This window comes from Rhodococcus sp. (in: high G+C Gram-positive bacteria), assembly GCF_049286785.1.
In the GTDB taxonomy this organism is placed as follows: domain Bacteria; phylum Actinomycetota; class Actinomycetes; order Mycobacteriales; family Mycobacteriaceae; genus Rhodococcus_F.
Window position 1 is genome coordinate 1 of sequence record NZ_JBAQEO010000567.1, and the last position, 20,980, is coordinate 20,980.

The window sequence follows — 20,980 nt, forward strand, 5'->3', positions numbered from 1 at the left end:
CTGGGCTCGCGGCCGGCGTTGGCAGACGGGGTGGCGGCGAACATCGAATTTCCGTCACCGGCGCGGCTGGTGGACTACGCTCTCGCCGCGGCGACCGGCCTGACCGCCGACGACGACCCCTGGCACCAGTCGAGGGTGCTGTGGGCGCTGCTCGAGGTCATCGACCGATGCCTCGGCGAGCCGTGGTGTGCCGTCCTGGCCAAGCACCTCGGCCACGGATGGAGCGAGCGGGACCCGGAAGGATACCGCTCCGGTCGCCGGTATTCGACCGCCGCCCACCTCACCGATCTGTTCCGCAGCTACGGAGCCCAGCGGCCCACGATGATCGTCGATTGGACCGCAGGTCGGAACACCGACGGAACCGGCGGCACGCTCGACGAGGATCTCGTGTGGCAGGCCGAACTATGGCGTCGCCTGCGAGAATGCATCGGGGATCCCAGCCCCGCCGAGCGCCTCGACACCGCCTGCGCCCGGCTTCGCGAGGACCCCGATCTCGTCGACCTCCCGAATCGCTTGTCGCTGTTCGGGCCCACCCGGCTCGCCACCGACCAGCTCTCCGTGTTGTCGGCGCTCTCCGCGAATCGGGATGTCCACCTGTGGGTTCCGCACCCCAGCCCGGCCATGTGGTCGACGCTCGCCTGGCGCGACCCGGTCGCCGCGCGGGCCGACGATCAGAGCGCGCTCGCGGTCCGGCATCCTCTGCTGTCGAGCCTCGCTCGTGATGTGCGTGAACTCGAGGCCAGGCTCGGGGGACTCGACATCGAGGATGTCTACCACGGCGGTGCGCCGGCACCCGACACCGTGCTCGGACGGTTGCAGTCCGACATCAGGGACGACCGGGCGCCTGCGCAGCCGAACAGCAGTATCCGACCCGACAAGACGGTTCAGGTGCACGCCTGTCACGGACCCGCCCGTCAGGTGGAGGTTCTGCGCGAATGCCTGCTGCATCTCTTCGAAGACGATCCCACCCTCGAACCTCGCGACGTGCTGGTCATGTGCCCCGACGTCGAGTCCTACGCGCCGCTGATCCGTGCCGCCTTCGGGCAGGACGTGCTCGGTCATCCGGGCCACCGCCTGCGGGTTCGTCTCGCGGATCGTGCTCTGCACCAAACAAATCCGGTGTTGGCGGTGGTCTCCGCGCTACTCGACCTCGCGGACGCCCGGGTCACCGCCAGTCAGGTTCTCGACCTGGCCGCGGCCGCCCCGGTCCGCCGGAAGTTCCGGTTCGGCGACGACGACCTCGAGCGGATTCGCGAATGGGCGACGGAGTCGGGTGCGCGGTGGGGTATCGGAACACGCCAGCGTGCCGCGTTCGGCCTGGGTGACTTTCCGCAGAACACCTTCACCACCGCGCTGGACCGCATCCTTCTCGGCGCGGCAGCCGACGAATCCGAGGGGGAGTGGCTCGCATTGGCGTTGCCTCTCGACGACGTCGACAGCAACGACATCGACCTCACCGGTCGTCTGGCGGAGTTCATCGACAGACTCGACGTGTCGTTGCGCGGATTGCACGGACCGCAGACGGTCGCGGCCTGGTCGCACGCGTTGAGTCGGGCCCTGGACCTCCTCGTCGACGTGAGTCCCGGCGACTCGTGGCAGCCGATCCAGGCGCGGCGTGAACTCGGTGCCGCGCTGGAGAACGGCGGGGAGTCGGTGCTCCAGTTGGCCGACATCCGCGCGATGCTCGGAAACAGGCTCGCGGGCAGGCCCACCCGTGCCAATTTCCGGACCGGTGAGCTGACGGTGTGCACCATGGTGCCCATGCGGTCGGTGCCGCACCGCGTCGTCGTCCTGCTCGGGCTCGACGACGAGGTGTTCCCGCGTGGCGTCAGCGTGGACGGAGACGATGTTCTTGCCCGTAACCCGCTGCTCGGTGAACGCGATTCGCGCAGCGAGGACCGGCAACTGCTGCTCGACGCGGTCATGTCGGCAAGTGAGAAGTTGCTCCTCTTCTATACGGGCGCCGACCCGGTGACCGGTAGCACCCGGCCACCCGCGATCCCGTTGTCGGAGCTACTCGACGCCGTTGCCGCCACGGTCGGCGGTGATTCCGTCGGGAACGTGGTGACTCGCCATCCGTTGCAGCCGTTCGATGCTCGCAACTTCTCAACCGCGCGGCCCTTCAGTTTCGATCGGGCTGCGCTGGCCGGGGCGCGCGCCGCGCAGCGCCCGCCCGCTGCCGAGCGTGCGTTCCTGTCGGGTCCCCTGCCGTCGGCGGACCGCGAGGCGGTCGATCTCGCCGACCTCGTCGCGTTCCTTGTGCATCCCACCCAGGCCTTCCTGCGTCAACGCCTCGGCCTGCGGGTTCCCGGTGAGGACGAGGACATAGCCGACGCACTCGAGGTCGCACCCGGCCCCTTGACTCGGTGGGATCTCGGCCAGCGGATGCTCGTCGCACGGTTGTCGGGTGTCGATCTCGCCGACTTCCGTGCCGCGGAATGGCGTCGGGGCACGTTACCGCCTTACAAGCTGGGGGAGAACGTTCTCGGCGGAATCGAGCATGCTGTCGAGGCATTGGTCGCGGCCGGCAGCCAGGTTCACGTCGGGCGGGCAGAGACCGTCGATGTGGACGTCGATCTCGGTTCCGGACGCCGCCTCACCGGCACGGTCGGGGGAGTGCACGGAACGGTGATCGCCCGCACCACCTTCTCGCGATTGGCGGCAAAGCATCGTCTCGAGGCGTGGGCACAACTGCTGGCGGTGGCCGCGTCCGGATGCGAGGGCGAGTGGACTGCGGTCACCACCGGTCGAGGATCGTACAGCCGCCCCACCTGGCGCTCGACGCTGACGGTTCCGGAAGATCCACTTGCACAACTGATCCGATTGGTCGAGTTGCGCGACGAGGGACTCGACCGCCCGTTGCCGGTGGCGACGGGCGCCACTGCCACCTACGCCGAACGTCGGTCGAGGGGCAGTAGCGTCGAGGACGCGTTCGAAGCGGCCCGCAAGGAGTGGGGCAGTGAATTCGGTGACTCGAAGGATAGGCACATCGCGTACCTGTACGGTCCGGCCCCGAGCATCAATGTCCTCGGCGACGCGAACACCTTCGACGAGTACGCCGCGCGGTTGTGGGCACCGCTTCTCGCCGCAGAGACTCAGGCGCAGCCATGAGTGAGACGAAGAGATTCGACCTCGTGGGTCCGCTGCCGCTCGGAACCACGGTGCTCGAGGCCAGTGCGGGGACCGGTAAGACGTATGCGATAGTCGGTCTCGCGGTACGGTTCGTCGCGGAGGGCGCGGTGGAACTCTCGCAACTTCTGCTGGTCACCTTCAGTCGTGCCGCCACCCAGGAGTTGCGCGAACGCACCCGGGAGCGTTTCGGTTCGGCGGCAACTGCTTTGAGTGATCCGGCCACCGCGCGGCACAGCGCCGACGAGGTGATCTGTTACCTCGCTGATGCGGATGAGGAAGAGGTGGGGCTTCGACGTCGACGGTTGTTGCAGGCCCTGTCGGACTTCGACGCCGCCACCATCGTCACCACCCACAGCTTCTGCCAGCGGATGCTCGACGGACTCGGCATCGCAGGCGAGCGCGATCCGGACACGGTGCTGGTCGAGGCCGCGGACGACCTCGCGGTGGAGGTGATCGACGACCTGTATCTGCAGGCGTACAGCCGGGCCGAGTCGGCGCCGTTCACACCGGCCGAGGCCACCGAGGCCGCGAAAGCCGCCATCTTCGATCCGCAGGCCACGCTCGCCCCGGAAGATGCCCGCGGCACACCGGCTGGTGATCGGGTCGCGTTCGCGGAGGCGGTGCGCACCGAGTTGGAGCGACGCAAGCGCACAGCCGGGATCCGCGATTTCGACGACCTCCCGGTGCTGCTGGATCGTGCGCTCGCAGACCCCGAACACGGCGAGGCGGCATGCCGACGTGTCCGCGAGCGTTTTCGTGTCGTGCTCGTCGACGAGTTCCAGGACACGGACCCGCTGCAATGGGACATCGTGCGCCGGGCGTTCCACGGCCACGGAACGCTGGTTCTGGTCGGCGACCCCAAGCAGGCCATCTACGCGTTTCGGGGCGCCGAGGTGCTCAGCTACCTCGACGCGGTGCGTTCCGCCGACAGTCACCAGGAACTCACCACCAACTGGCGCAGTGACCAGGAACTGCTCGACGGCCTCGAATACCTGCACGGCGGCGCCGCACTGGGGCATCCCGACATCGTGGTGCACCGGGTCGACGGTGCCCGGCCGAAATCGCGGCTCGTGGGCACACCTCCGTTGCGGCTGCGCTACCTCCCCCGCACCGGCGCCGGGCCGCTCAACAAGTCTGGCTACCCCGGGGTCGGGTCGCAACGCCAACGGGTGGCAGCCGATCTCGCCGCCGACATCGTGCACCTGCTCAGTGGTGGCAGCGCCCTCGACGCCGGAGACGGCCCCCGGCCGGTGCAACCCGGAGACATCGCCGTCCTCGTGCGTACCAACTCTCAGGTCACGCTGGTACAGAAGGCGCTCGATCGGGTCGGCGTTCCGTCCGTGCTCGCCGGCGGCGCCAGCGTGTTCACAACATTGTCCGCTCAGCACTGGCTGTGGATCCTGCAGGCGCTCGAGCAGCCCCATCGGTCCGACCGTGTCCGGCTGGCCGCCCTCACCCCACTGCTCGGCCACACGGCCGAGGATCTCGATGCCCGCGGTGACGACATCGTCGCCGAGGTCGGTGGGCAGTTGAGAGAGCTGGCCACGGTGTTCGCGCTGTCGGGGTTCGCGGCGCTCTTCGAAAGGCTCGCGTCGGTCAGTGCATTGGAGGCACGCCTGCTCGCCGCACCCGCGGGCGAACGGGAACTGACCGACCTCCGGCACATTGCGCAGCTGCTCAACGCCGCCGCCGTCGAGCAGTCGCTGGGGTTGACGGCGATCACCCGCTGGCTCACCGAACGGATCAAGGATCCGGCGTCCGGCGGAGTCGACCGCAGCCGACGCCTCGACAGCGACTCTGCCGCGGTGCAGATCGCCACGGTCCACGCCAGCAAGGGTCTGGAGTTCCCCCTCGTCTACCTGCCCTACTCCTGGGACGCCGCGAAGAACCCGAAACCGGCGAAGCTGCTCCTGCACGACTCCGGCGGGCGACGCATCCTCGACATCGGCGGTCCGGGCAGCCCGGGTTACGCCGAACGCAAGAACCGCCACGACGCAGAGGAGGCGGGCGAGGAACTGCGTCTGCTGTATGTGGCACTCACCCGGGCCAAGTGCGGGCTGGTGCTGTGGTGGGCGCCCGCGTTCTCCACGGCCGGTGCCCCACTGCATCGCATGATGCTGGGTCGCCGGCCCGGACACCGCGACGTTCCGGAGAAGGCCGCCGTGCCCGAGGATCCGGTGGTGGCGGACCGGCTGTGTGCTTGGGCCGAGGGCGCGCCGGAGTCCGTGTGCGTCGAGGCCGTGGGGTCGGCGCAGACGCCGCTCGTGGAGTGGGCGCCGCAGCGAGAGTCCAGTGATGCGCTCGAAGCGGCCCGGTTCAGCAGGGTTCTCGACACCCGGTGGCGGCGCACGTCGTATTCCGCGCTCACTGCATCCGCTCACGATTCCCCCGGGGTGGGGAGTGAAGCCGAGGTCACCGAGAAGACGGACGAGCCGGACGAACCGCCGCTGCACGCGCCCGTGGACGAGGCCGCCGGCATTCCGTCGACGATGAACGCGCTGCCGGGCGGGACCACGTTCGGCACACTCGTCCATGCCGTGTTCGAGGAGGTGGACACCTCCGCGGCAGACCTGGAAGCCGAACTCCTCCGGTGTAGCCGCGAGGTGATCGCGTCCACCCTCTCGGAGGTGGTCCCCGCCGAGCTCGCGACGGCGCTGCTCCCCGTGCTGCGGACTCCGCTGACGTCGGGCGCAGGACCCACACTCGCCGACGTCGCCCCCGCGGATTTGCAGGCGGAGTTGGAGTTCGAGCTACCCCTCGCCGGCGGCGACACCCCGTCGCCGACGGTGATGCTCGACGCGATCGGCGATCTCCTGCGCACCCACCTGTCCGCGGACGATCCGCTGCGGTCCTATGCCGACGCGGTACAGACACTCGAGCCGACGCCGCTGCGTGGCTACCTCACCGGCAGCATCGACGCCGTGTTGCGGCTGCCGGGGCCCCGTTATGTGGTGGTCGACTACAAGACCAACAGGCTTGCGCAGGGCGATCTCACTACTGCGCACTACACTCGTGAGCAGATGGCCGCCGAGATGATCCGCGCACACTATCCCCTTCAGGCATTGCTGTATGCCGTTGCGCTACATCGCTATCTGCGGTGGAGACAACCCGATTACGATCCGGCTCTGCACCTCGGCGGTGTTCGATACCTGTTCGTACGCGGGATGGTGGGTCCCGAGACCCCCTCCGGCTGTGGAGTCTTCGACTGGATGCCGCCCGCCGCGCTGGTCACCGACCTCTCGGATCTGCTCGCCGGGACGGGCTCCGAACAGATCGAGGTGACACCATGACGGACGTGCAGGTGGCCCAACGCGGCAAGGGCGCGTTGCGGTTGTTCAACGAGGCTGGGGTACTTGCCGCAGCAGATGTGCATGTGGCACTACGGTTGTCGGCCCTGGGCGGGGAGAGTTCCGAAGACGTGCAGCTGGCCACCGCACTCGCGGTGCGCGCGGTCCGGTCGGGTTCGGTCTGCCTCGATCTCACCCGGATCCGTGAGGTCACCGTCGACGAGTCCGCGGCCGAGGACGGAGCCGAGGTGGACCTGGACGCACTGCCGTGGCCGGACGATTCCGCGCTCGTCACGGCATTGCGCCGCAGTGCGCTCGTGACCGGCGGGTCGGCGGGTCCACTACGACCACTGCGTCTCGTCGATACCGACGAAGGCGGGTTGCTCTATCTCGACCGGTATTTCCGACAGGAGCAATCGATCCGGCAGATTCTCGACGCGCGCGCTGCTGGTCATCCACAGGTCGACGAGCAGGCACTCCGGGACGGATTGGACGAGTTGTTCCGGGATCAGCGCGATCCCGCCACACCCTCCGCGCCACCGGACCGTCAGCGGATCGCCGCCGCCGTCGCGGCCACCCACTGGACCACCGTGGTGGTCGGCGGTCCCGGAACCGGCAAGACGCACACCGTTGCAAGAATCTTGGCGTTGCTGGCAAGGCAGCCGGGACGGACACGGCGCATTGCGCTGGCGGCTCCCACCGGCAAGGCCGCGGCTCGGTTGCAGGAGGCAGTGAAGGACCAGGCAAAGGGACTGGGGTTGCCGGAACTGCCGGCGACTACGCTGCACCGTCTGCTCGGCTGGCAACGTGGCGGGGGCAGTCGCTTTCGGTACAACGCTGCCCATCACCTGCCGTTCGACGTGATCGTGGTGGACGAGACGTCCATGGTGTCGCTGACGATGATGTGCCGCCTACTCGAGGCCCTCCGCCCGGATACCCAGTTGGTTCTCGTCGGTGATCCCTTCCAGCTCACCTCGGTCGATGCGGGTGCGGTACTCGCCGACCTGGTGGCGCGACCGGTGACGGGTGCCGAGAACCCGGCCCTCACCCGACTGGTCGGAGCGGATCTGGCGGCAAAGGGTGACCCCCAGGAGGCCGCGCTCAGCGACGGCGAGCGGAAACGCCTGCGCGGAGGAGTGGTCCGGCTCAGTCGTGGACGCCGATTCGGGGGAGCCATCGCGCAGCTCGCGGTCGCGGTGCAGGCCGCTGACGGCGACAGGGTGATGGAGATTCTACGCAGCGGGGGACCCGAGGTGTCCTTCCACGACATCAACGACCTCGATGCGCTCCGCACGGATGTGGTGAAGACGGCGGCGGTGGTGACCGAGGCGGCTACCCGTGGGGATGCGGCTGCCGCGCTGCTCGATTCGGAACGTCACCGACTGTTGTGTGCGCATCGGGAAGGTCCTTTCGGCGTTCAGCAGTGGGCGCGTCAGGCAATGGAATGGATCGGGGAGGCGACGGGTCAGCGATTGGACCCGGTGCGCTGGTATCCGGGGCAGCCGTTGCTCGTCACCGCCAACGACTACGAGACGAAGCTCTACAACGGCGACACCGGGGTCGTCGTGCGCCGCGACGACGGAGAACTCGTCGCCGCGTTTGCCAGGGGTGACCAGCCGTTCCTGCTCCATCCGACGTATCTGTCCGCGGTGCAGACGGTGTATGCGATGACGATCCACCGGAGCCAGGGAAGTCAGTACGACACGGTGTCCGTGGTGCTCCCGGGGGAGCAGTCGTCGCTCTTGACCCGCGAACTGCTGTACACGGCTATCACCCGGGCCCGGAAGCACGTCCGCATCATCGGTACGGAGGAGGCGGTGCGAGCGGGAGTGAAGCGTCAAGTGCTCCGGGCCAGCGGGCTTCGGCGAACTATTTCGAGTTCGTGAGGTCCACATCCGCGTCGTTCGGGCGGCGACTTCGCAGATGCGAGATCACTACGGCGAGAGTTGCGCTCACGAACACGATCTGCAGGACAGTGCGGGGACCGAGGTCCTCGAAGGTGCCGGTCGAGATTCCCTCGGTCGCAGCGTAGACGTTTGCGGGGAACATGGCGATCAGCAGTGCGGTGAGGCAGCCGGCCGCCCACGGCGCGGTGCGTTTCACCAGGAGTCCTGCAGCGCCGGCCAATTCGAGCAACCCGGTGATCGTCACGAGGAGGCCAGGGTTCGGCAGGGCCGGCGGGACCATCTCGATGAGTTCCGCACGCATTCCGACGAAGTGGGCCCCGCCGGTCAATACGAACATGGCTGCGAGTCCGCCCCGCAGGGCCACGGGCCATGGCCGCAGTCGGCGGACACCCGCGACTCCCGCAGTGAATATAGCCAGGGTGACGACGACGAGAGTGATCAACGGTTCCATTGTCTTCCATCCTCTGCGATCAGTGCTGCCGGGTTTTGCTGCGGTCCAGACGATCTCGAGCTCGGCTGCCCGCATGTTCGTTCGGCACGTGCGTGGTGGCGCCGGCCAGACCCATCACCGGTGTACCGGCATAGATCGACTCGGCGCGATCCACCAGATAGGTTTCGTGCCAGACACCGACTGCGCCCGGCGCCCGGCGGGCTCGCTGGTTGAAGGCGGCCCAGGCCGGCCGGTGTTCTGCGTTGCCGTCGCTCGCGTACGCATACAGCTTGTCCAGCGAACTCCAATACTGGATCAGCGTCGGACCGTAGCGTTCGATCGTCAGGCGGTATCCCATCAGGCCGGACTCGGGGTCCTGGGACAGTTCGCGCAGCATCCTCGGCATCGCCGCGAAGGGCGGCAGCCACAGATCCGGTCGCCACGGGCGGTTGATCGTCATCCCGATCAGGAAGACCACCAATTCCCCTTCGTAGTGGTGGGTCGAGCGGGTTGAGTTGATCGTGGGCATCTTCACATCTCCCTAGTTGGATAGCAGTACTATCTAATAATGGATAGTAGAGGTGCCCAATGTCAAGGGGTGTGTGGGACAGCCGTGTTGCCGAACCGCAGCGGGTGCGGTCCGGTCAATTCCGGGCGTGTGAAATCAGGGGACTCGAGGCGGCGGAGGTGCGGCCTGGAACGGGGCGATGATCTCTTCGGTCGTGCGTGCCTCGCCCGAGAAGTTCGGTTCCGTCGTGACGTTCAGGTCGCCGACGATGAGGCCGAAGAAATCGATGTCCCGCTCGAACATGATGACCGTGTCCCGCCGGGCATTCGTGAAAATGGCGTCCGTCAGGTTCGCGTCGCTCAGATTGGCATGAGAGAGGTCGGCGTCGGTGAAGTTGGTACCTGTCAGATTGGCGCCCACCAGGTCCGCGTGCCGCAGGTCGGCCCCGACGAAGTTGGCAAGACCCAGGTTCGCGCCGCGGCAGTTCGTGTGTTCCTCGGGTGTCGGATCGGCGACGACGACGCAGCCGTTGATCTCGGTCGGAAGGTCGGCAGCGGCAATTCCGGTGCCCGTGGTCAGGGCAAGCCCGCCGGCCAGTGTGATCGAACTCAGAACCAGCGTCCTGATGCGTGTCCCGCTCATATCGGACCGCCCCCATGATCGAAGTCAACTGTTACCGCAGAACATAGCCGGGCCGAACGGCGAAGTTCAGGAAATTGCGACACCAGCGCGTCGTCGGGTATCCGGGGTTGGCCGGACACCCGGCGACGGCGCTGAATGGCGGGTCTACTCGCAGCCGATGCCGTCGTTGTCACGGTCGAGGTGCGGCGCGTACCCCGGGTCGCCGCGGTACACCGGCGCGGCACCGGCCTCGCGGGCTTCGGTGCAGTTCTTGAATTCTGCACGTGGGGTGGGAGCAGGGGCGGGTTGCTGCGGTGCGGCTGGGGCCAGGGGCACCGGCGCGGCCTGTGGGGCCGGGGGCTGCGCCGTCGGCGGCAGAAGTGGGTTCACGGCATCGGCCGAGCCGCTGGGGATCAGTGCGACGACCTCCGGGGGAAGGAAATCGAACAGGGTGGATGCCTGCGCGGCGGGTGCAACCGCCATCGTCATGGTGGCGACGCCGATCACGCCGAGAACAAACCGTCGAGTCTTCATTCTGTACCTCATTCGTCAAATACAGGGAGCACGCAACAGGCACCTACCCGCACGTCCGACGTGGGGCATCTGCTCCATGTGTGTGTGGATAGTAGCGCGGGTGCCTTCGGGTGGCGGCAAAAGGTCGGATGTGAAAGTTTCTGGGAGCGCTGATTTTACGAGTTCTCGATCTTGTCATTCATGTGAATGACAAGGATCTGTCGCCACCCCGAACGGAAATCTGGCGCCGCTCGTGTCCGCCGCGGAAACATCGGTCGTGCACCCTGTAGTCGCGCTGCGAATTCCTCCGCCCTCGCTGGTGGGGTGATCTTGCCGTCACCCTCGCGAGCGTGGGGCCTCGATGACGTCGAGGACCGAGCCGTCCGAATCTTCGACACGCAGCCGGACTGAGCAAACGGGTGAGACGAGGAAAAACCATTCCGGCCCGAAAGTCTGACCGCTCCCTCGCTGGAGCGAGGAGAATTCACAGGATGAGTAGCCCTGAAGACTGGAACGCGAACATCATCGCCGAGTTCCGGGCCAACCAAGGCCGAGTCGGTGGCCCATTCGAGGGCGCTCCGGTGGTGCTGGTACACCACCGGGGCCGCAAGACCGGGCGCGAACTGGTGAGCCCGATGATGTATCTACCCGACGAGCAAGATCCGGACACCATCTACGTCTTCGCCTCCAAGGCCGGCGCCCCGACCAATCCCGACTGGTACTACAACCTCGTCACCGCCGGCAAAGCGGAGGTCGAACGTGGTACCGAGCAGTACCCGGTGACCGTCACCGAGGTGACCGGCGACGAACGGGATCGGATCTTTGCCGAGCAGGCGCGTAGGTATCCCGGCTTTGCCGGGTACGCGGAGAAAGCGGCGGGCATCCGGACGATCCCTGTGCTGGCGCTACGCCGTGCGTGAGATCCGTCAGTCCCGGGCGGGTGGATCAGGGCTCAGTCGAACGCCCGCTCGTCGATCCAGTCGGAGTTGAACATCCGGGCGATCGACGCCAGCGCGCTAGTGTCGCCGTCGACGCTGGCGGAGGTGACCATGAGCCGGTCGACCATCGTGGTGGCCGCGGACTCCTCGACGGTGTCGGTGGCGTACAGCAGCGACCACGGACACACCTGGTAGTCGCGGTGACCACGGCCGATCGTCTGCCGGGCGGCGATGCCGGAGTACCGGGGCTGGTGGAAGAACCCGATCCGCGGGGTCGCGGCGGCCCGGGTGCCGTCGGCGAGGTGCTCGGCGGCGTGCAGGCTGATCGCGGAGGTCGTGTTGAACACGACAACCCGCGTCTCGCCGCGCTGGAACCGCAGCCGCTCGTTCTCGGCGTCGCGACGGCCGCCGAAGATCCTGGACACCGCGATGCCGCGGGCCTCGAGGAGGTCGGCGACCGGCTCCGCGCCGGTGCTCACCATCTCCGTCGCGACCAGGCACTGATAGCCGCGCTCCACGGTCGTCGCGACCAGGTCCGCTGTGTGCGGCGCCCGGATCATGCCGGCCTTCTGCCGGAACCGGATCAGCGCCGCTCGACCGCGCGCGGTGTCGGAGCCGGTCCGGGCGATCTGCATCTCGCGCCGGTAGTCACCCCACTCCATCTCATACTGCTGCCGTTCCGCGACGGTCAAGTCGACGCCGAGCCCGTCTATCGGGGCCTGGCCCCAGGGCGCGTCCCGGTGCAGCATCACCGGCGGGACAGCGGCGGTCATCGCGTCCCGCACCCGGGCGACGGCGTCGGCCTGGATCCGGCCCGACGCCTTCGCCTCCGCGGTCCACTGCCAGCGCCCCATGTACCGCTCCAGGGGTACCCCGAGCTGGAGCAGGCGGGCGCCGAGATCCTCCCAGCGCTCCGGCGGTTCGCCGTGGACCTGCGCCAACAGCGACGAGAGGTATCGCCATTCCCCCGGATGGTGTCCGAGGGTCGCGGTCAGCGAGATCACGAACGGTGCCTTCTCGGGCGGGTCGAGGTGCCGGGTGACCCGTCGCTGGTAGTCGGTGCGCTGTGAGTCGTGCCGGAAGTTGTGCGCCTCGTCGTTAACGACGACGTCGAATCGATACCTTGGCCTGCCGTTGCGTGCGATGAGCTTCGCGAGCTGGTCGGGGGAGATGATCAGCCACCGGTAGCCACCGTCGCCGACGGCGGCGATCGACGCGCGCCAGTGCGGGATGGTGATCGACGTGGGGCGGTCGACGGTGACGAGAATCGTTGTGCCACCTCTCTGTTCGGCGACCGCCTTAGCGCCGGCGATCGCGCTGAGCGTCTTGCCCAGGCCCGGGTCGTCGGAGAGGCAGAATCCCCGGAAGTCGGACTTGGCCGCCTGGGCGATCGCGGCTGAGGCCTCGACCTGTTCCGGCCGTAGCTCCTTGGAGGCGGCTTCGGCGGAGGGGCCCGAGGTGCCGTTCAGTTCGTCTTCGACCCACTGTTGGTACGAGTACGGCTTCGCCGCGTAGGGGTGGAGCTCCACGGGCAGGCTCGACCCGACATAGGCGTGTGCCTTGATGCGGCCGTAGTACCTGGCACCGGGCGCGGGCGCCCGGAACGGCACCTCGAGCACCCAGATGCGTTCCCCCGCAGCGGCAACGGGTGAGTCGGTCTTCGTCGACTGGCGGCTGGTCTTGCGGCGGGCCTTGGCGGTCACCGGTCAACCGTAGCCGCGCCCTGCGACAGGTCGGCGTCGCGGGCGCGCCGACACGTCGCGGAACTCCGTGATCATGACTAGCGGTCAGGCGCTCAGCTTCGCCAGTGGCGAGGGAAAGCGGGGGAGCACCTTGTCGCCCTGCATCCAGGCCGATAGTTTCGCCGCCTCGTCGTCGAACGCCCGTCGCGCCTCGGCGCCGACGTCCTCGAGCAGGTGCACCACCACTCGCCCGGCCTCGTCCTGCCACCAACCGCCGACGATCCGGCCGTCCCACCACGCCGTCGGGCCGGCATTGCCGTTGGTGTCGAACAGCAGGGCCTTGTGCGGCCCGAGGTACCAGTCCCTGTCCCGCCAGCCCATCGTGGTGGGGTCGAGGGCGGGCAGCAGTGCCGCCCACGGCTCGACGGGGTCGTCCTGTTCCTGGTCGTCGGCCAGCAGGTATCCGGTCTGGCCGTCCAGGTCGACCGTGACAACGTCCAAGGTGGACAACGCCTTCCGCACGATGGACACCGTCGACCCGAGCCACCACTCGAGGTCGGCCTCGGTGCCGGGGCCGAACGCGCGCAGCCACGCCTCGATCAGCCAGGCCGCGCCGGCCGCCTGTGTCTGGTGTTCGATCGGCGCACCCAGCCAGGATTCGGTTGTCGCCCAGCGGTTCCGCGACACCCGCCAGGGTCCGTCATTGGTCGCACGCACGATCCTGCCCTCGGCCGACAGTACGGTCAGCACCCGAGGTCCGACCGACACCTGCCCACCCCAGCTCCGGCCCTCGCCGTAGGTCATCGAGCCCTTCAGCAGCGGGATCTGCTCGCGCAGCGCCGCGTACGGCATCGGTGCACTGCCCTCCAGAACATCGAGCACCGCGTCCTCGGCCGCCCCGAGCCAGCCCGCTCCGTCGTCGAACAGGCCGGCCTTCTCCACCTCTCGGATCAATCGCCGCCGTTCCGTGTCGGCAACCCGGTTGCTGGCACCGGCCTGCACGAACGGCAGCGACTCGCCAGGGAACACGAACAGGGTCCGCCGCATTGCCAGGTGCTTGACCAAGGAGCGCTCGTCGTACAGAGCGCGCTCCAGGTCCGCCACCGCCATGCCGTCGACTCTTGCCCGAGCGGACAGGAAGATCGTCGCAGGGTCCGTGCCGTGCAGGCACACCATGCTTGTCGCCGCCTCGGTCACGTTCGCGGCGCGGGATTCGGGTTCGAGCCGGTGGCGCCGGGCAAGTCGGGCGCGGCGCTGTGCCGGGTCGAACGAGGCTGCGTGATCGGTGGGCACGGGTGTCATTGTGCCTAATCGGGGTGCGTTCGGCGACGAGATCCACCTCCACCCGCTCGCGGCGGACCAGGTCGCCGGCGTCGACGTCCCGGAGGTCTGCAGCCAGGCGCGCGCCCACTCCGTGGGGTTGCGGCTCAGTCGTCGAGGTCGATTCGCACGGTGAGCAGATCGGTGCCCACCGCGCGCACGGCGGCGCTGTTCATGAACGGCAGGTGCCCCAGCCGGGCCCGGGCGTCGTCATCGGGCAGCAGGGTCGCCGTGCCGGTGTGCCATGTGCCGCGAATTCGTAACCGGACTGCATTGTTCGCCCGAATATTGCGGATGTAATTCGACTGGTCCCCGTGTTCGGAGACCAACCAGAACTGCGAACCCACCATACGACCGCCGATGGGCGTGACCCGGGGTTGACCGCTCACCCGGCCGCTCGTTTCGAGCAGCGTCTGGGTGGGCAGCCGGGTGGAGATCGGGTTGAGGATCCGTCGCTGGAACTTGGTGATGATCGTTCGCTTCAGGGCGTTCAGATCTGCCATGACCTCAGCCTCCTTGCCGGGCGCCGGCTCGTCGAGGGTTAAGCACGCTCCGGGCGAATGTACCCCTCGGCGCGTTCGGTGCGTAGAAAGGTACATTCGCCTGGCTGCGACGAGATTGCGGTGCAGCGGGTCACGGCCCCGGGTCAGCTGCTTTCGGGTGTGCGGTCGGCGGTGTCGCGGGCGTGGGGCTCCTCGAGCTTGCCGGCGGTGTGCCCCATGCCTACGTGGGCCTCGGCGCGCATCGTGTCCACCATGTGCGGGTAGTGAAGCTCGAATGCCGGGCGCTCGGAGCGAATGCGCGGCAGTTCGTAGAAGTTGTGCCGCGGCGGCGGGCAGGACGTTGCCCACTCGAGGGAGTTGCCGTAGCCCCACGGATCGTCCACGGTCACGACCTCGCCGTACCGGTAACTCTTGAACACATTCCACAGGAACGGCAGCGTCGAAGCGCCGAGCACGAACGCACCGATCGTGGAGATGGTGTTGAGGGTGGTGAACCCGTCGGACGGCAGGTAGTCGGCGTAGCGGCGCGGCATGCCCTCGTTACCTAGCCAGTGCTGCACCAGGAAGGTGGTGTGGAAGCCGATGAACGTGGTCCAGAAGTGCCACTTGGCGAGGCGTTCGTCCATCATTCGGCCGGTCATCTTGGGGAACCAGAAGTAGATGCCGGCGTAGGTGGCGAACACGATGGTGCCGAAGAGGACATAGTGGAAGTGAGCGACCACGAAGTAGGTGTCGTGAACGTGGAAGTCGAGCGGAGGGCTGGCCAGGATCACTCCGGTGAGCCCACCGAACAGGAACGTGATGATGAACCCCACGGAGAACAACATCGGCGATTCGAAGGTCAACTGACCTTTCCACATGGTGCCGATCCAGTTGAAGAATTTCACACCGGTAGGCACCGCGATGAGGAATGTCATGAACGAGAAGTAGGGGAGCAGCACGGCGCCGGTGGCGTACATGTGGTGCGCCCACACCGCCATCGACAGTGCCCCGATGGCGAGGGTGGCGTAGACCAGGCCGCTGTAGCCGAAGATCGGTTTTCGGCTGAAGACCGGGAAGATTTCCGAGACGATGCCGAAGAACGGCAGGGCGATGACGTACACCTCGGGGTGGCCGAAGAACCAGAACAGGTGCTGCCACAACATGACCCCGCCGTTGGCCGGGTCGAAGATGTGACTGCCGAGATTACGGTCGGCCCACATGCCCATGAACGCTGCCGTCAACGGCGGGAAGATCAGCAGGATCAGGATCATGGTGATGAAGATGTTCCAGGTGAAGATCGGCATCCGGAACATCGTCATGCCGGGGGCGCGCAGGCACACCACCGTCGTGACCATGTTGACCCCGCCCAGGATGGTGCCCAGACCCATCACTGCCAGTCCCATGAACCACAGATCGCCACCGATGCCCGGGGTGTGTGTTGCATTCGAGAGCGGCGCGTAGGAGGTCCAGCCGAAGTCGGGTGCGCCGCCTGGGGTGATCAGGCTCGACGTGACCACCAGCGCTCCGAAGAGGTACAGCCAGTAGCTGAACGCGTTCAGCCGGGGAAACGCGACGTCGGGGGCGCCGATCTGCAGCGGCAGGATGTAGTTGGCGAATCCGAACACGATCGGTGTCGCGTACATCAGCAGCATGGCGCCGCCGTGCACCGTGAACAACTGGTTGTACTGCTCGTTCGACAGGAACTGCATGCCGGGAACCGCGAGCTCGCTGCGGATCAGCATTGCCATCAGTCCGGCGATCATGAAGTACGTGAAGGAGGTGACCATGTACATGATCCCGAGCATTTTCGGGTCCGTGGTCGTGATGATCTTGTGGATCATCGAACCCTTCGATGCATACCGTTGCGGATACGGGCGTACTGCCCGCGCCACGGTGCCAACCGGATTCATGGGGCCTCCTCCCCGCCGCAAGACGGCGGTCACTGGACGGCGCCGTAGCATCCCGGAGACACGATCGTGTTCGGCACAATCGTGCGCGCCGAGCTACCCGGCATAAGCGGCTACGACGAGAGTAACCCCCGGCACCGAGATCGGCAGCTTGTTCACCACATTGACGCCGCGTGGCGTCGCCGATCCCGACCCGAGCTCACCAAGTCCCGCCCAGGCCTAGTCTGATGCGATGCGCACAGTCGGGGTCGACCTCGCGGCCGAGCCGAAGAGGACCGCGGTCGCCGTCATCGACTGGTCCGAGGGTGTGGCCCACGTCGAGACCGTCTTGTTGGGTGTCGAGAATGCTGCGGTCGTCGAGGCGATCGGGAGGAGCGACAAGGCGGGAATCGACGCACCGTTCGGGTGGCCCGACGCCTTCGTGCGGATGGTGTCCGAACATCACGCCGGCCGGCTGTCCGCGGGCAACGGGCTGGAGACCCGCGAGGGCCGCCGCCCGCTCACCAAACGGCGCACCGATCTCGTGGTGCAGACCGCGTCGGGTTTCTCGCCGCTCAGCGTGTCCGCGGATCTCATCGCGCACGTGGCATTGCGCTGTGCCGGAATCCTGGCTGAGCTCGGTGACCTCGGCATCGATGTCGATCGTGTCACCGGGCGTGTGGCGGAGGTGTATCCAGCAGCGGCACTGCGGCGATGGGGACTGCTGTCGCGGGGATACAAGCGCTCCGAGAATCGGGTGCGGCTGGAGGAATTGGTCGACGCCGTTCGCGACGCGGCCCACTGGATGGACTTCGGTGACCACGAGATGATCTGCCGCGAATCGGACGATGCCCTCGACGCGGTACTCGCAGCCGTCATCGCCCGGGCCGCAGCCATCGGTCGCACCGACCTCCCCGAGGGTGCCGACCGGGACATCGCCCGGCGGGAGGGCTGGATTCACCTCCCTCAGGGAACCCTGCAGTCGCTGCGGCCCTGACCAGCGGCTCGAGCCCGCCCCGACCTCTTCGCCGGAAACCTGACAAAGTGGACGTTGTGCCCGCACGGTGCGGGGATACCACGATGAAGGAGACCCATGGCTTTCTGGGATCAGCTCAAGGCGAAGGCGCAGGAGATGAACGGCCAGCTCAAGACGAAGACGTCGCAGTTCCAGAACAAGGAGTTCGCGAACGCCAGCATGGCCATGTGCGCCCTCATCGCCGCGGCGGATGGCACCATCGACCCGTCGGAGCGGCAGAAGACGGCGGCCCTCATCACCAGCAACGAGGCACTCAAGGTCTTCCCGGCGGACGAGCTGAGTCAGAAGTTCGAGTGGTACTGCAGCAAGCTGCAGTCGGATTTCCAGTTCGGCAAGATCGAAGCCACCGCCACCATCGCGAAGCTGAAGCCGAAGCAGGATCAGGCCCGCGCGGTCATCCAGATCGGCATCGTCATCGGCGGCGCTGACGGCAACTTCGATCAGCACGAGCGAAATGTGGTGCGCGACGCCTGTTTCGCCGTCGGTATCGCCCCCGCGGAGTTCGAACTCTGAGCTGAGCACTCGACGGGAGCCCGTCCTCCACCACACCGGGGGACGGGCTCCGCCGTGTCGCGGGGGGACGTTCGTCGATTGCCACAGGTCAGATGCATGAATCGCCTCGAGTTGGGTACAGCCGGAGCACAGACCTCAGGAGGTAATCATGAAAATCGACAGGAAACTCGTGGTGATCGGCGCCCTGGCGTCCGCGTGCGGACTGGGCGGCGCCGGTGTCGCGGAAGCGGACGAGTCGCGCGAGTCCGCGGTGTGGACGCTGATGCAGCCCGTTCCGGTGCAGCAGCCGACTCCCGGCTGCAACGAATGGGTCGACTCGTGGAGGGGAGCCGTTCCGGACTGGGCTACCGAACACCACGACCGCCTGAACGGCTGGTGCGAGCAGCAGCTCGGTGACGACGACCCTCCGATCCAGCAGGAGCGGGGCGAAGAACAGGATCGGACGATCAACGTCCAATAGGAATGCCAGGAAGACGGACTATCCGGTGACGGGCTCCACCGAGAGTTGTTTCACCTCGCCGCTTGTTCTGGAGCTCCTCGCCGAATTCTGACGGACCGCCGGGTCGGGCCGTAAGCTCTCGCCGCGTGGGGATCAATCCAACTTCAGACGAAGGACGACGGATGAGTGAAGTGCTGGACCGAACCAAGATCTACATCGACGGATCCTGGGTCGACTCGCAGGGGGCAGGACGGATCGACGTGGTCGAACCGGCTACCGAGAACGTGATCGCGGTGGTGGCGGAGGGTACGGCGGCGGATGTCGACCGCGCCGCCGAAGCCGCGCGTGCCGCGTTTCCCGCGTGGTCGGCGCTGAGCGGTGGTGAACGCGCCACCTATCTGAACAAGGCCGCGGCCATCGTCGCGGAGCGCAGCGACGAATTGGCTGCGCTGGTGTCCCGCGACATGGGCATGCCCGTCGCATTCGCCAAGCCCATCCAGATCGGGATGCCGCAGGCACACCTCTCGGCATTCGCGGAGCTGGCCGCCACCTACGACTTCGGCGGGTACGAGGTGGGCAATTCTCTCGTGGTACGTGAGCCGATCGGGGTTGTCGGCGCCATCACTCCGTGGAACTACCCGCTGCACCAGGTGATCCTGAAGGTGGGCGGTGCGCTGGCTGCCGGGTGCACGGTGGTGCTCAAGCCGACCGAGGTGGCGCCACTGATCACCTACGCGCTCGCGGACATCTTCCATGAGATCGGCCTGCCCTCCGGTGTGTTCAATCTGGTGAGCGGATACGGGCCGGTCGTGGGTGAGGCCATCGCCGCCCATCCCGAGGTCGACATGGTGTCGTTCACGGGGTCGACGCGCGCCGGGAAACGCGTTGCGGTGGTCGCGGCCGAGACGGTCAAGAAGGTGGCCCTGGAGCTGGGTGGCAAATCTGCGAACATCATCCTCGACGACGCCGACCTCACCGCGGCCGTCACCGACGGAGTCGCGAAGTGCTACCTGAATTCCGGTCAGACCTGCTCGGCGCTGACCCGAATGCTGGTACCCGCCGATCGGATGGGGGAGGCGGCGGCCATCGCCGAGAAGGTGGCCCGCGAATACACGATCGGTGACCCCACCGCCTCGACCACCGCGCTGGGTCCGCTGGTGAATGCCAACCAGTTCAAGAGGGTACGTTCGTTCATCGACCAGGGCGTCGAAGAGGGTGCGGAACTCGTGCTGGACGGCCGCGAAACAGGAATCGACACAGGATATTTCGTCGGTCCGACCGTGTTCGCCGGGGTTACCGAGAACATGACCATCGCGCAGGAGGAGATCTTCGGGCCCGTCCTGTCGATCATCGGTTACCAGGACGAGGACGACGCCGTCCGGATCGCCAACAACTCCCCGTACGGCCTGTCGGGTGGGGTGTCGTCCGGAGATCCGGTCCGCGCCGACAAGGTGGCACGTCGCCTGCGGACCGGTCAGGTGTACATCAACGGCGCTGCGTTCAACCTGAAGGCACCCTTCGGTGGATACAAGCAGTCGGGTATCGGTCGCGAGGGCGGCGTCCTCGGCTTCGAGGAGTTCCTCGAGATCAAAGCCATTCAGCGGTAGCCGCGACGGCCAGGCTTTGCCCTCACGCTGAGAAAAATCGGTGACACCCTCCTTGCCCGCACCTAGCCTCGTTGTGCGGGCGGGAAGGGGCGGTCATCGATATGAGGAGCAGGGCACATGGATCTCGGTCTGGACGGTAAGAGGGCGATCGTGACGGGCGGCAGCCGCGGCATCGGGTTCGCAATCGCACGGAGTCTCGCCGCAGAGGGGGTCGACGTCGCGCTCGCGGCTCGCAACGCGGAGTCGCTCGAACTCGCGGCGAAGACGCTGGCACAGGAAACCGGACGCAGGGTGATCGGCATTCCCACCGATACCGGCGACGACGCGGCGGTGCGCGCCCTTGTGCGGCGCGCCGTGGACGAACTCGGCGGCGTCGACATTCTCGTGAATGCTGCTGCCACACCTTGGAGTGCGGGTAAGCCCACCGACTTCGCGTCCACCACGGATGACGTGGTCCGCGCTGAGGTCGAGATCAAAGTGCTCGGTTATCTGCGCACTGCCCGTGCGGTGGCGCCCCACCTGATCGGGCAGGGTTGGGGCCGAATCATCAACATCAGCGGCCTCGGGGCACGCCAGGCCAACTCCATCGCGCAGACCGTCCGCAACGTCGGTGTCTCGGCGCTCACCAAGAACCTCGCCGATGAGCTCGGGCCGAAGGGCATCAACGTCACCGTCG

General features: G+C 67.1%; 17 protein-coding genes. 9 read left to right on the plus strand and 8 right to left on the minus strand.

The features are described from left to right. From recC to recD, 3 genes are all read left to right on the plus strand, one after another. Window positions 1-3,111: exodeoxyribonuclease V subunit gamma (gene recC / locus WAW17_RS20435; protein WP_422334740.1), on the plus strand; the 3,111-nt coding region annotated here is incomplete at its 5' end. Next, window positions 3,108-6,422 carry a UvrD-helicase domain-containing protein gene (locus WAW17_RS20440; protein ID WP_422334741.1) on the plus strand — a complete coding sequence of 1,105 codons (3,315 nt, stop codon included), beginning with the start codon at window positions 3,108-3,110 and terminating at the stop codon, window positions 6,420-6,422. The genes recC and WAW17_RS20440, both read left to right, overlap by 4 nt. Then, entirely contained in the window at window positions 6,419-8,305 is a 1,887-nt protein-coding gene (gene recD / locus WAW17_RS20445) for an exodeoxyribonuclease V subunit alpha (protein ID WP_422334742.1), read from the plus strand. The genes WAW17_RS20440 and recD overlap by 4 nt, the downstream gene beginning before the upstream one ends. On the opposite strand, the gene WAW17_RS20450 is transcribed toward recD, so the two are convergent. The 4 genes from WAW17_RS20450 to WAW17_RS20465 form a co-directional block, all read right to left on the minus strand. Then, complete coding sequence (locus WAW17_RS20450; RefSeq protein ID WP_422334743.1) at window positions 8,289-8,777, minus strand: hypothetical protein; 489 nt, start codon at window positions 8,775-8,777, stop codon at window positions 8,289-8,291. The genes recD and WAW17_RS20450 overlap by 17 nt on opposite strands. Window positions 8,778-8,796: 19 nt before the next feature. Beyond that, window positions 8,797-9,285, minus strand: a complete 489-nt coding sequence (locus WAW17_RS20455; RefSeq protein WP_422334744.1) for a DUF4188 domain-containing protein — start codon at window positions 9,283-9,285, stop codon at window positions 8,797-8,799. Window positions 9,286-9,420: 135 nt separating this feature from the next. Further along, entirely contained in the window at window positions 9,421-9,906 is a 486-nt protein-coding gene (locus tag WAW17_RS20460; protein ID WP_422334745.1) for a pentapeptide repeat-containing protein, read from the minus strand. 144 nt (window positions 9,907-10,050) lie between these two features. Beyond that, window positions 10,051-10,419 carry an excalibur calcium-binding domain-containing protein gene (locus WAW17_RS20465; RefSeq protein WP_422334746.1) on the minus strand — a complete coding sequence of 123 codons (369 nt, stop codon included), beginning with the start codon at window positions 10,417-10,419 and terminating at the stop codon, window positions 10,051-10,053. Window positions 10,420-10,889: 470 nt separating this feature from the next. Here WAW17_RS20465 and WAW17_RS20470 point away from each other — a divergent pair, with 470 nt between their 5' ends. After that, on the plus strand, window positions 10,890-11,318 hold the full coding sequence (locus WAW17_RS20470; protein WP_422334747.1) for a nitroreductase/quinone reductase family protein: 429 nt from the start codon (window positions 10,890-10,892) through the stop codon (window positions 11,316-11,318). A 32-nt stretch (window positions 11,319-11,350) separates the two neighbouring features. Here the strand turns inward: WAW17_RS20470 and WAW17_RS20475 are convergent, their stop codons facing one another. From WAW17_RS20475 to ctaD, 4 genes are all read right to left on the minus strand, one after another. Further along, window positions 11,351-13,039 carry a DEAD/DEAH box helicase gene (locus tag WAW17_RS20475; protein WP_422334748.1) on the minus strand — a complete coding sequence of 563 codons (1,689 nt, stop codon included), beginning with the start codon at window positions 13,037-13,039 and terminating at the stop codon, window positions 11,351-11,353. Window positions 13,040-13,123: 84 nt separating this feature from the next. Then, the gene (locus WAW17_RS20480; RefSeq protein WP_422334749.1) at window positions 13,124-14,320 is read right to left on the minus strand and encodes a winged helix DNA-binding domain-containing protein; all 1,197 of its coding nucleotides are present in this window, start codon (window positions 14,318-14,320) and stop codon (window positions 13,124-13,126) included. Window positions 14,321-14,445: 125 nt separating this feature from the next. Further along, window positions 14,446-14,841, minus strand: coding sequence for a nitroreductase/quinone reductase family protein (locus WAW17_RS20485; protein ID WP_422334750.1), 396 nt, complete (start codon window positions 14,839-14,841; stop codon window positions 14,446-14,448). A gap of 143 nt (window positions 14,842-14,984) precedes the next feature. Continuing rightward, window positions 14,985-16,733 (minus strand): cytochrome c oxidase subunit I, encoded by a 1,749-nt coding sequence (gene ctaD, locus WAW17_RS20490; protein WP_422334751.1) that lies wholly within the window; start codon window positions 16,731-16,733, stop codon window positions 14,985-14,987. 229 nt (window positions 16,734-16,962) lie between these two features. On the opposite strand from ctaD, the gene WAW17_RS20495 reads away from it, so the two are divergent. The 5 genes from WAW17_RS20495 to WAW17_RS20515 form a co-directional block, all read left to right on the plus strand. Further along, complete coding sequence (locus tag WAW17_RS20495) at window positions 16,963-17,706, plus strand: DUF429 domain-containing protein (protein WP_422334752.1); 744 nt, start codon at window positions 16,963-16,965, stop codon at window positions 17,704-17,706. Window positions 17,707-17,802: 96 nt separating this feature from the next. Beyond that, window positions 17,803-18,258, plus strand: coding sequence for a tellurite resistance TerB family protein (locus tag WAW17_RS20500; protein WP_422334753.1), 456 nt, complete (start codon window positions 17,803-17,805; stop codon window positions 18,256-18,258). A gap of 148 nt (window positions 18,259-18,406) precedes the next feature. Continuing rightward, window positions 18,407-18,718, plus strand: coding sequence for a hypothetical protein (locus WAW17_RS20505; RefSeq protein WP_422334754.1), 312 nt, complete (start codon window positions 18,407-18,409; stop codon window positions 18,716-18,718). A gap of 161 nt (window positions 18,719-18,879) precedes the next feature. Next, window positions 18,880-20,304, plus strand: a complete 1,425-nt coding sequence (locus WAW17_RS20510; RefSeq protein ID WP_422334755.1) for an aldehyde dehydrogenase family protein — start codon at window positions 18,880-18,882, stop codon at window positions 20,302-20,304. 117 nt (window positions 20,305-20,421) lie between these two features. Continuing rightward, on the plus strand, window positions 20,422-20,980 hold a 559-nt coding region (locus tag WAW17_RS20515; RefSeq protein ID WP_422334756.1), incomplete at its 3' end, for an SDR family NAD(P)-dependent oxidoreductase.

Excerpts from the sequence above, each read along its gene's own strand:
- WAW17_RS20440 (WP_422334741.1), top strand. The coding sequence starts at position 3,108 with ATGAGTGAGACGAAGAGATTCGACCTCGTGGGTCCGCTGCCGCTCGGA.
- recD (WP_422334742.1), top strand. The coding sequence starts at position 6,419 with ATGACGGACGTGCAGGTGGCCCAACGCGGCAAGGGCGCGTTGCGGTTG.
- WAW17_RS20450 (WP_422334743.1), bottom strand. The coding sequence starts at position 8,777 with ATGGAACCGTTGATCACTCTCGTCGTCGTCACCCTGGCTATATTCACT.
- WAW17_RS20455 (WP_422334744.1), bottom strand. The coding sequence starts at position 9,285 with ATGCCCACGATCAACTCAACCCGCTCGACCCACCACTACGAAGGGGAA.
- WAW17_RS20460 (WP_422334745.1), bottom strand. The coding sequence starts at position 9,906 with ATGAGCGGGACACGCATCAGGACGCTGGTTCTGAGTTCGATCACACTG.
- WAW17_RS20465 (WP_422334746.1), bottom strand. The coding sequence starts at position 10,419 with ATGAAGACTCGACGGTTTGTTCTCGGCGTGATCGGCGTCGCCACCATG.
- WAW17_RS20470 (WP_422334747.1), top strand. The coding sequence starts at position 10,890 with ATGAGTAGCCCTGAAGACTGGAACGCGAACATCATCGCCGAGTTCCGG.
- WAW17_RS20480 (WP_422334749.1), bottom strand. The coding sequence starts at position 14,320 with ATGACACCCGTGCCCACCGATCACGCAGCCTCGTTCGACCCGGCACAG.
- WAW17_RS20485 (WP_422334750.1), bottom strand. The coding sequence starts at position 14,841 with ATGGCAGATCTGAACGCCCTGAAGCGAACGATCATCACCAAGTTCCAG.
- ctaD (WP_422334751.1), bottom strand. The coding sequence starts at position 16,733 with ATGAATCCGGTTGGCACCGTGGCGCGGGCAGTACGCCCGTATCCGCAA.
- WAW17_RS20495 (WP_422334752.1), top strand. The coding sequence starts at position 16,963 with ATGCGCACAGTCGGGGTCGACCTCGCGGCCGAGCCGAAGAGGACCGCG.
- WAW17_RS20500 (WP_422334753.1), top strand. The coding sequence starts at position 17,803 with ATGGCTTTCTGGGATCAGCTCAAGGCGAAGGCGCAGGAGATGAACGGC.
- WAW17_RS20505 (WP_422334754.1), top strand. The coding sequence starts at position 18,407 with ATGAAAATCGACAGGAAACTCGTGGTGATCGGCGCCCTGGCGTCCGCG.
- WAW17_RS20510 (WP_422334755.1), top strand. The coding sequence starts at position 18,880 with ATGAGTGAAGTGCTGGACCGAACCAAGATCTACATCGACGGATCCTGG.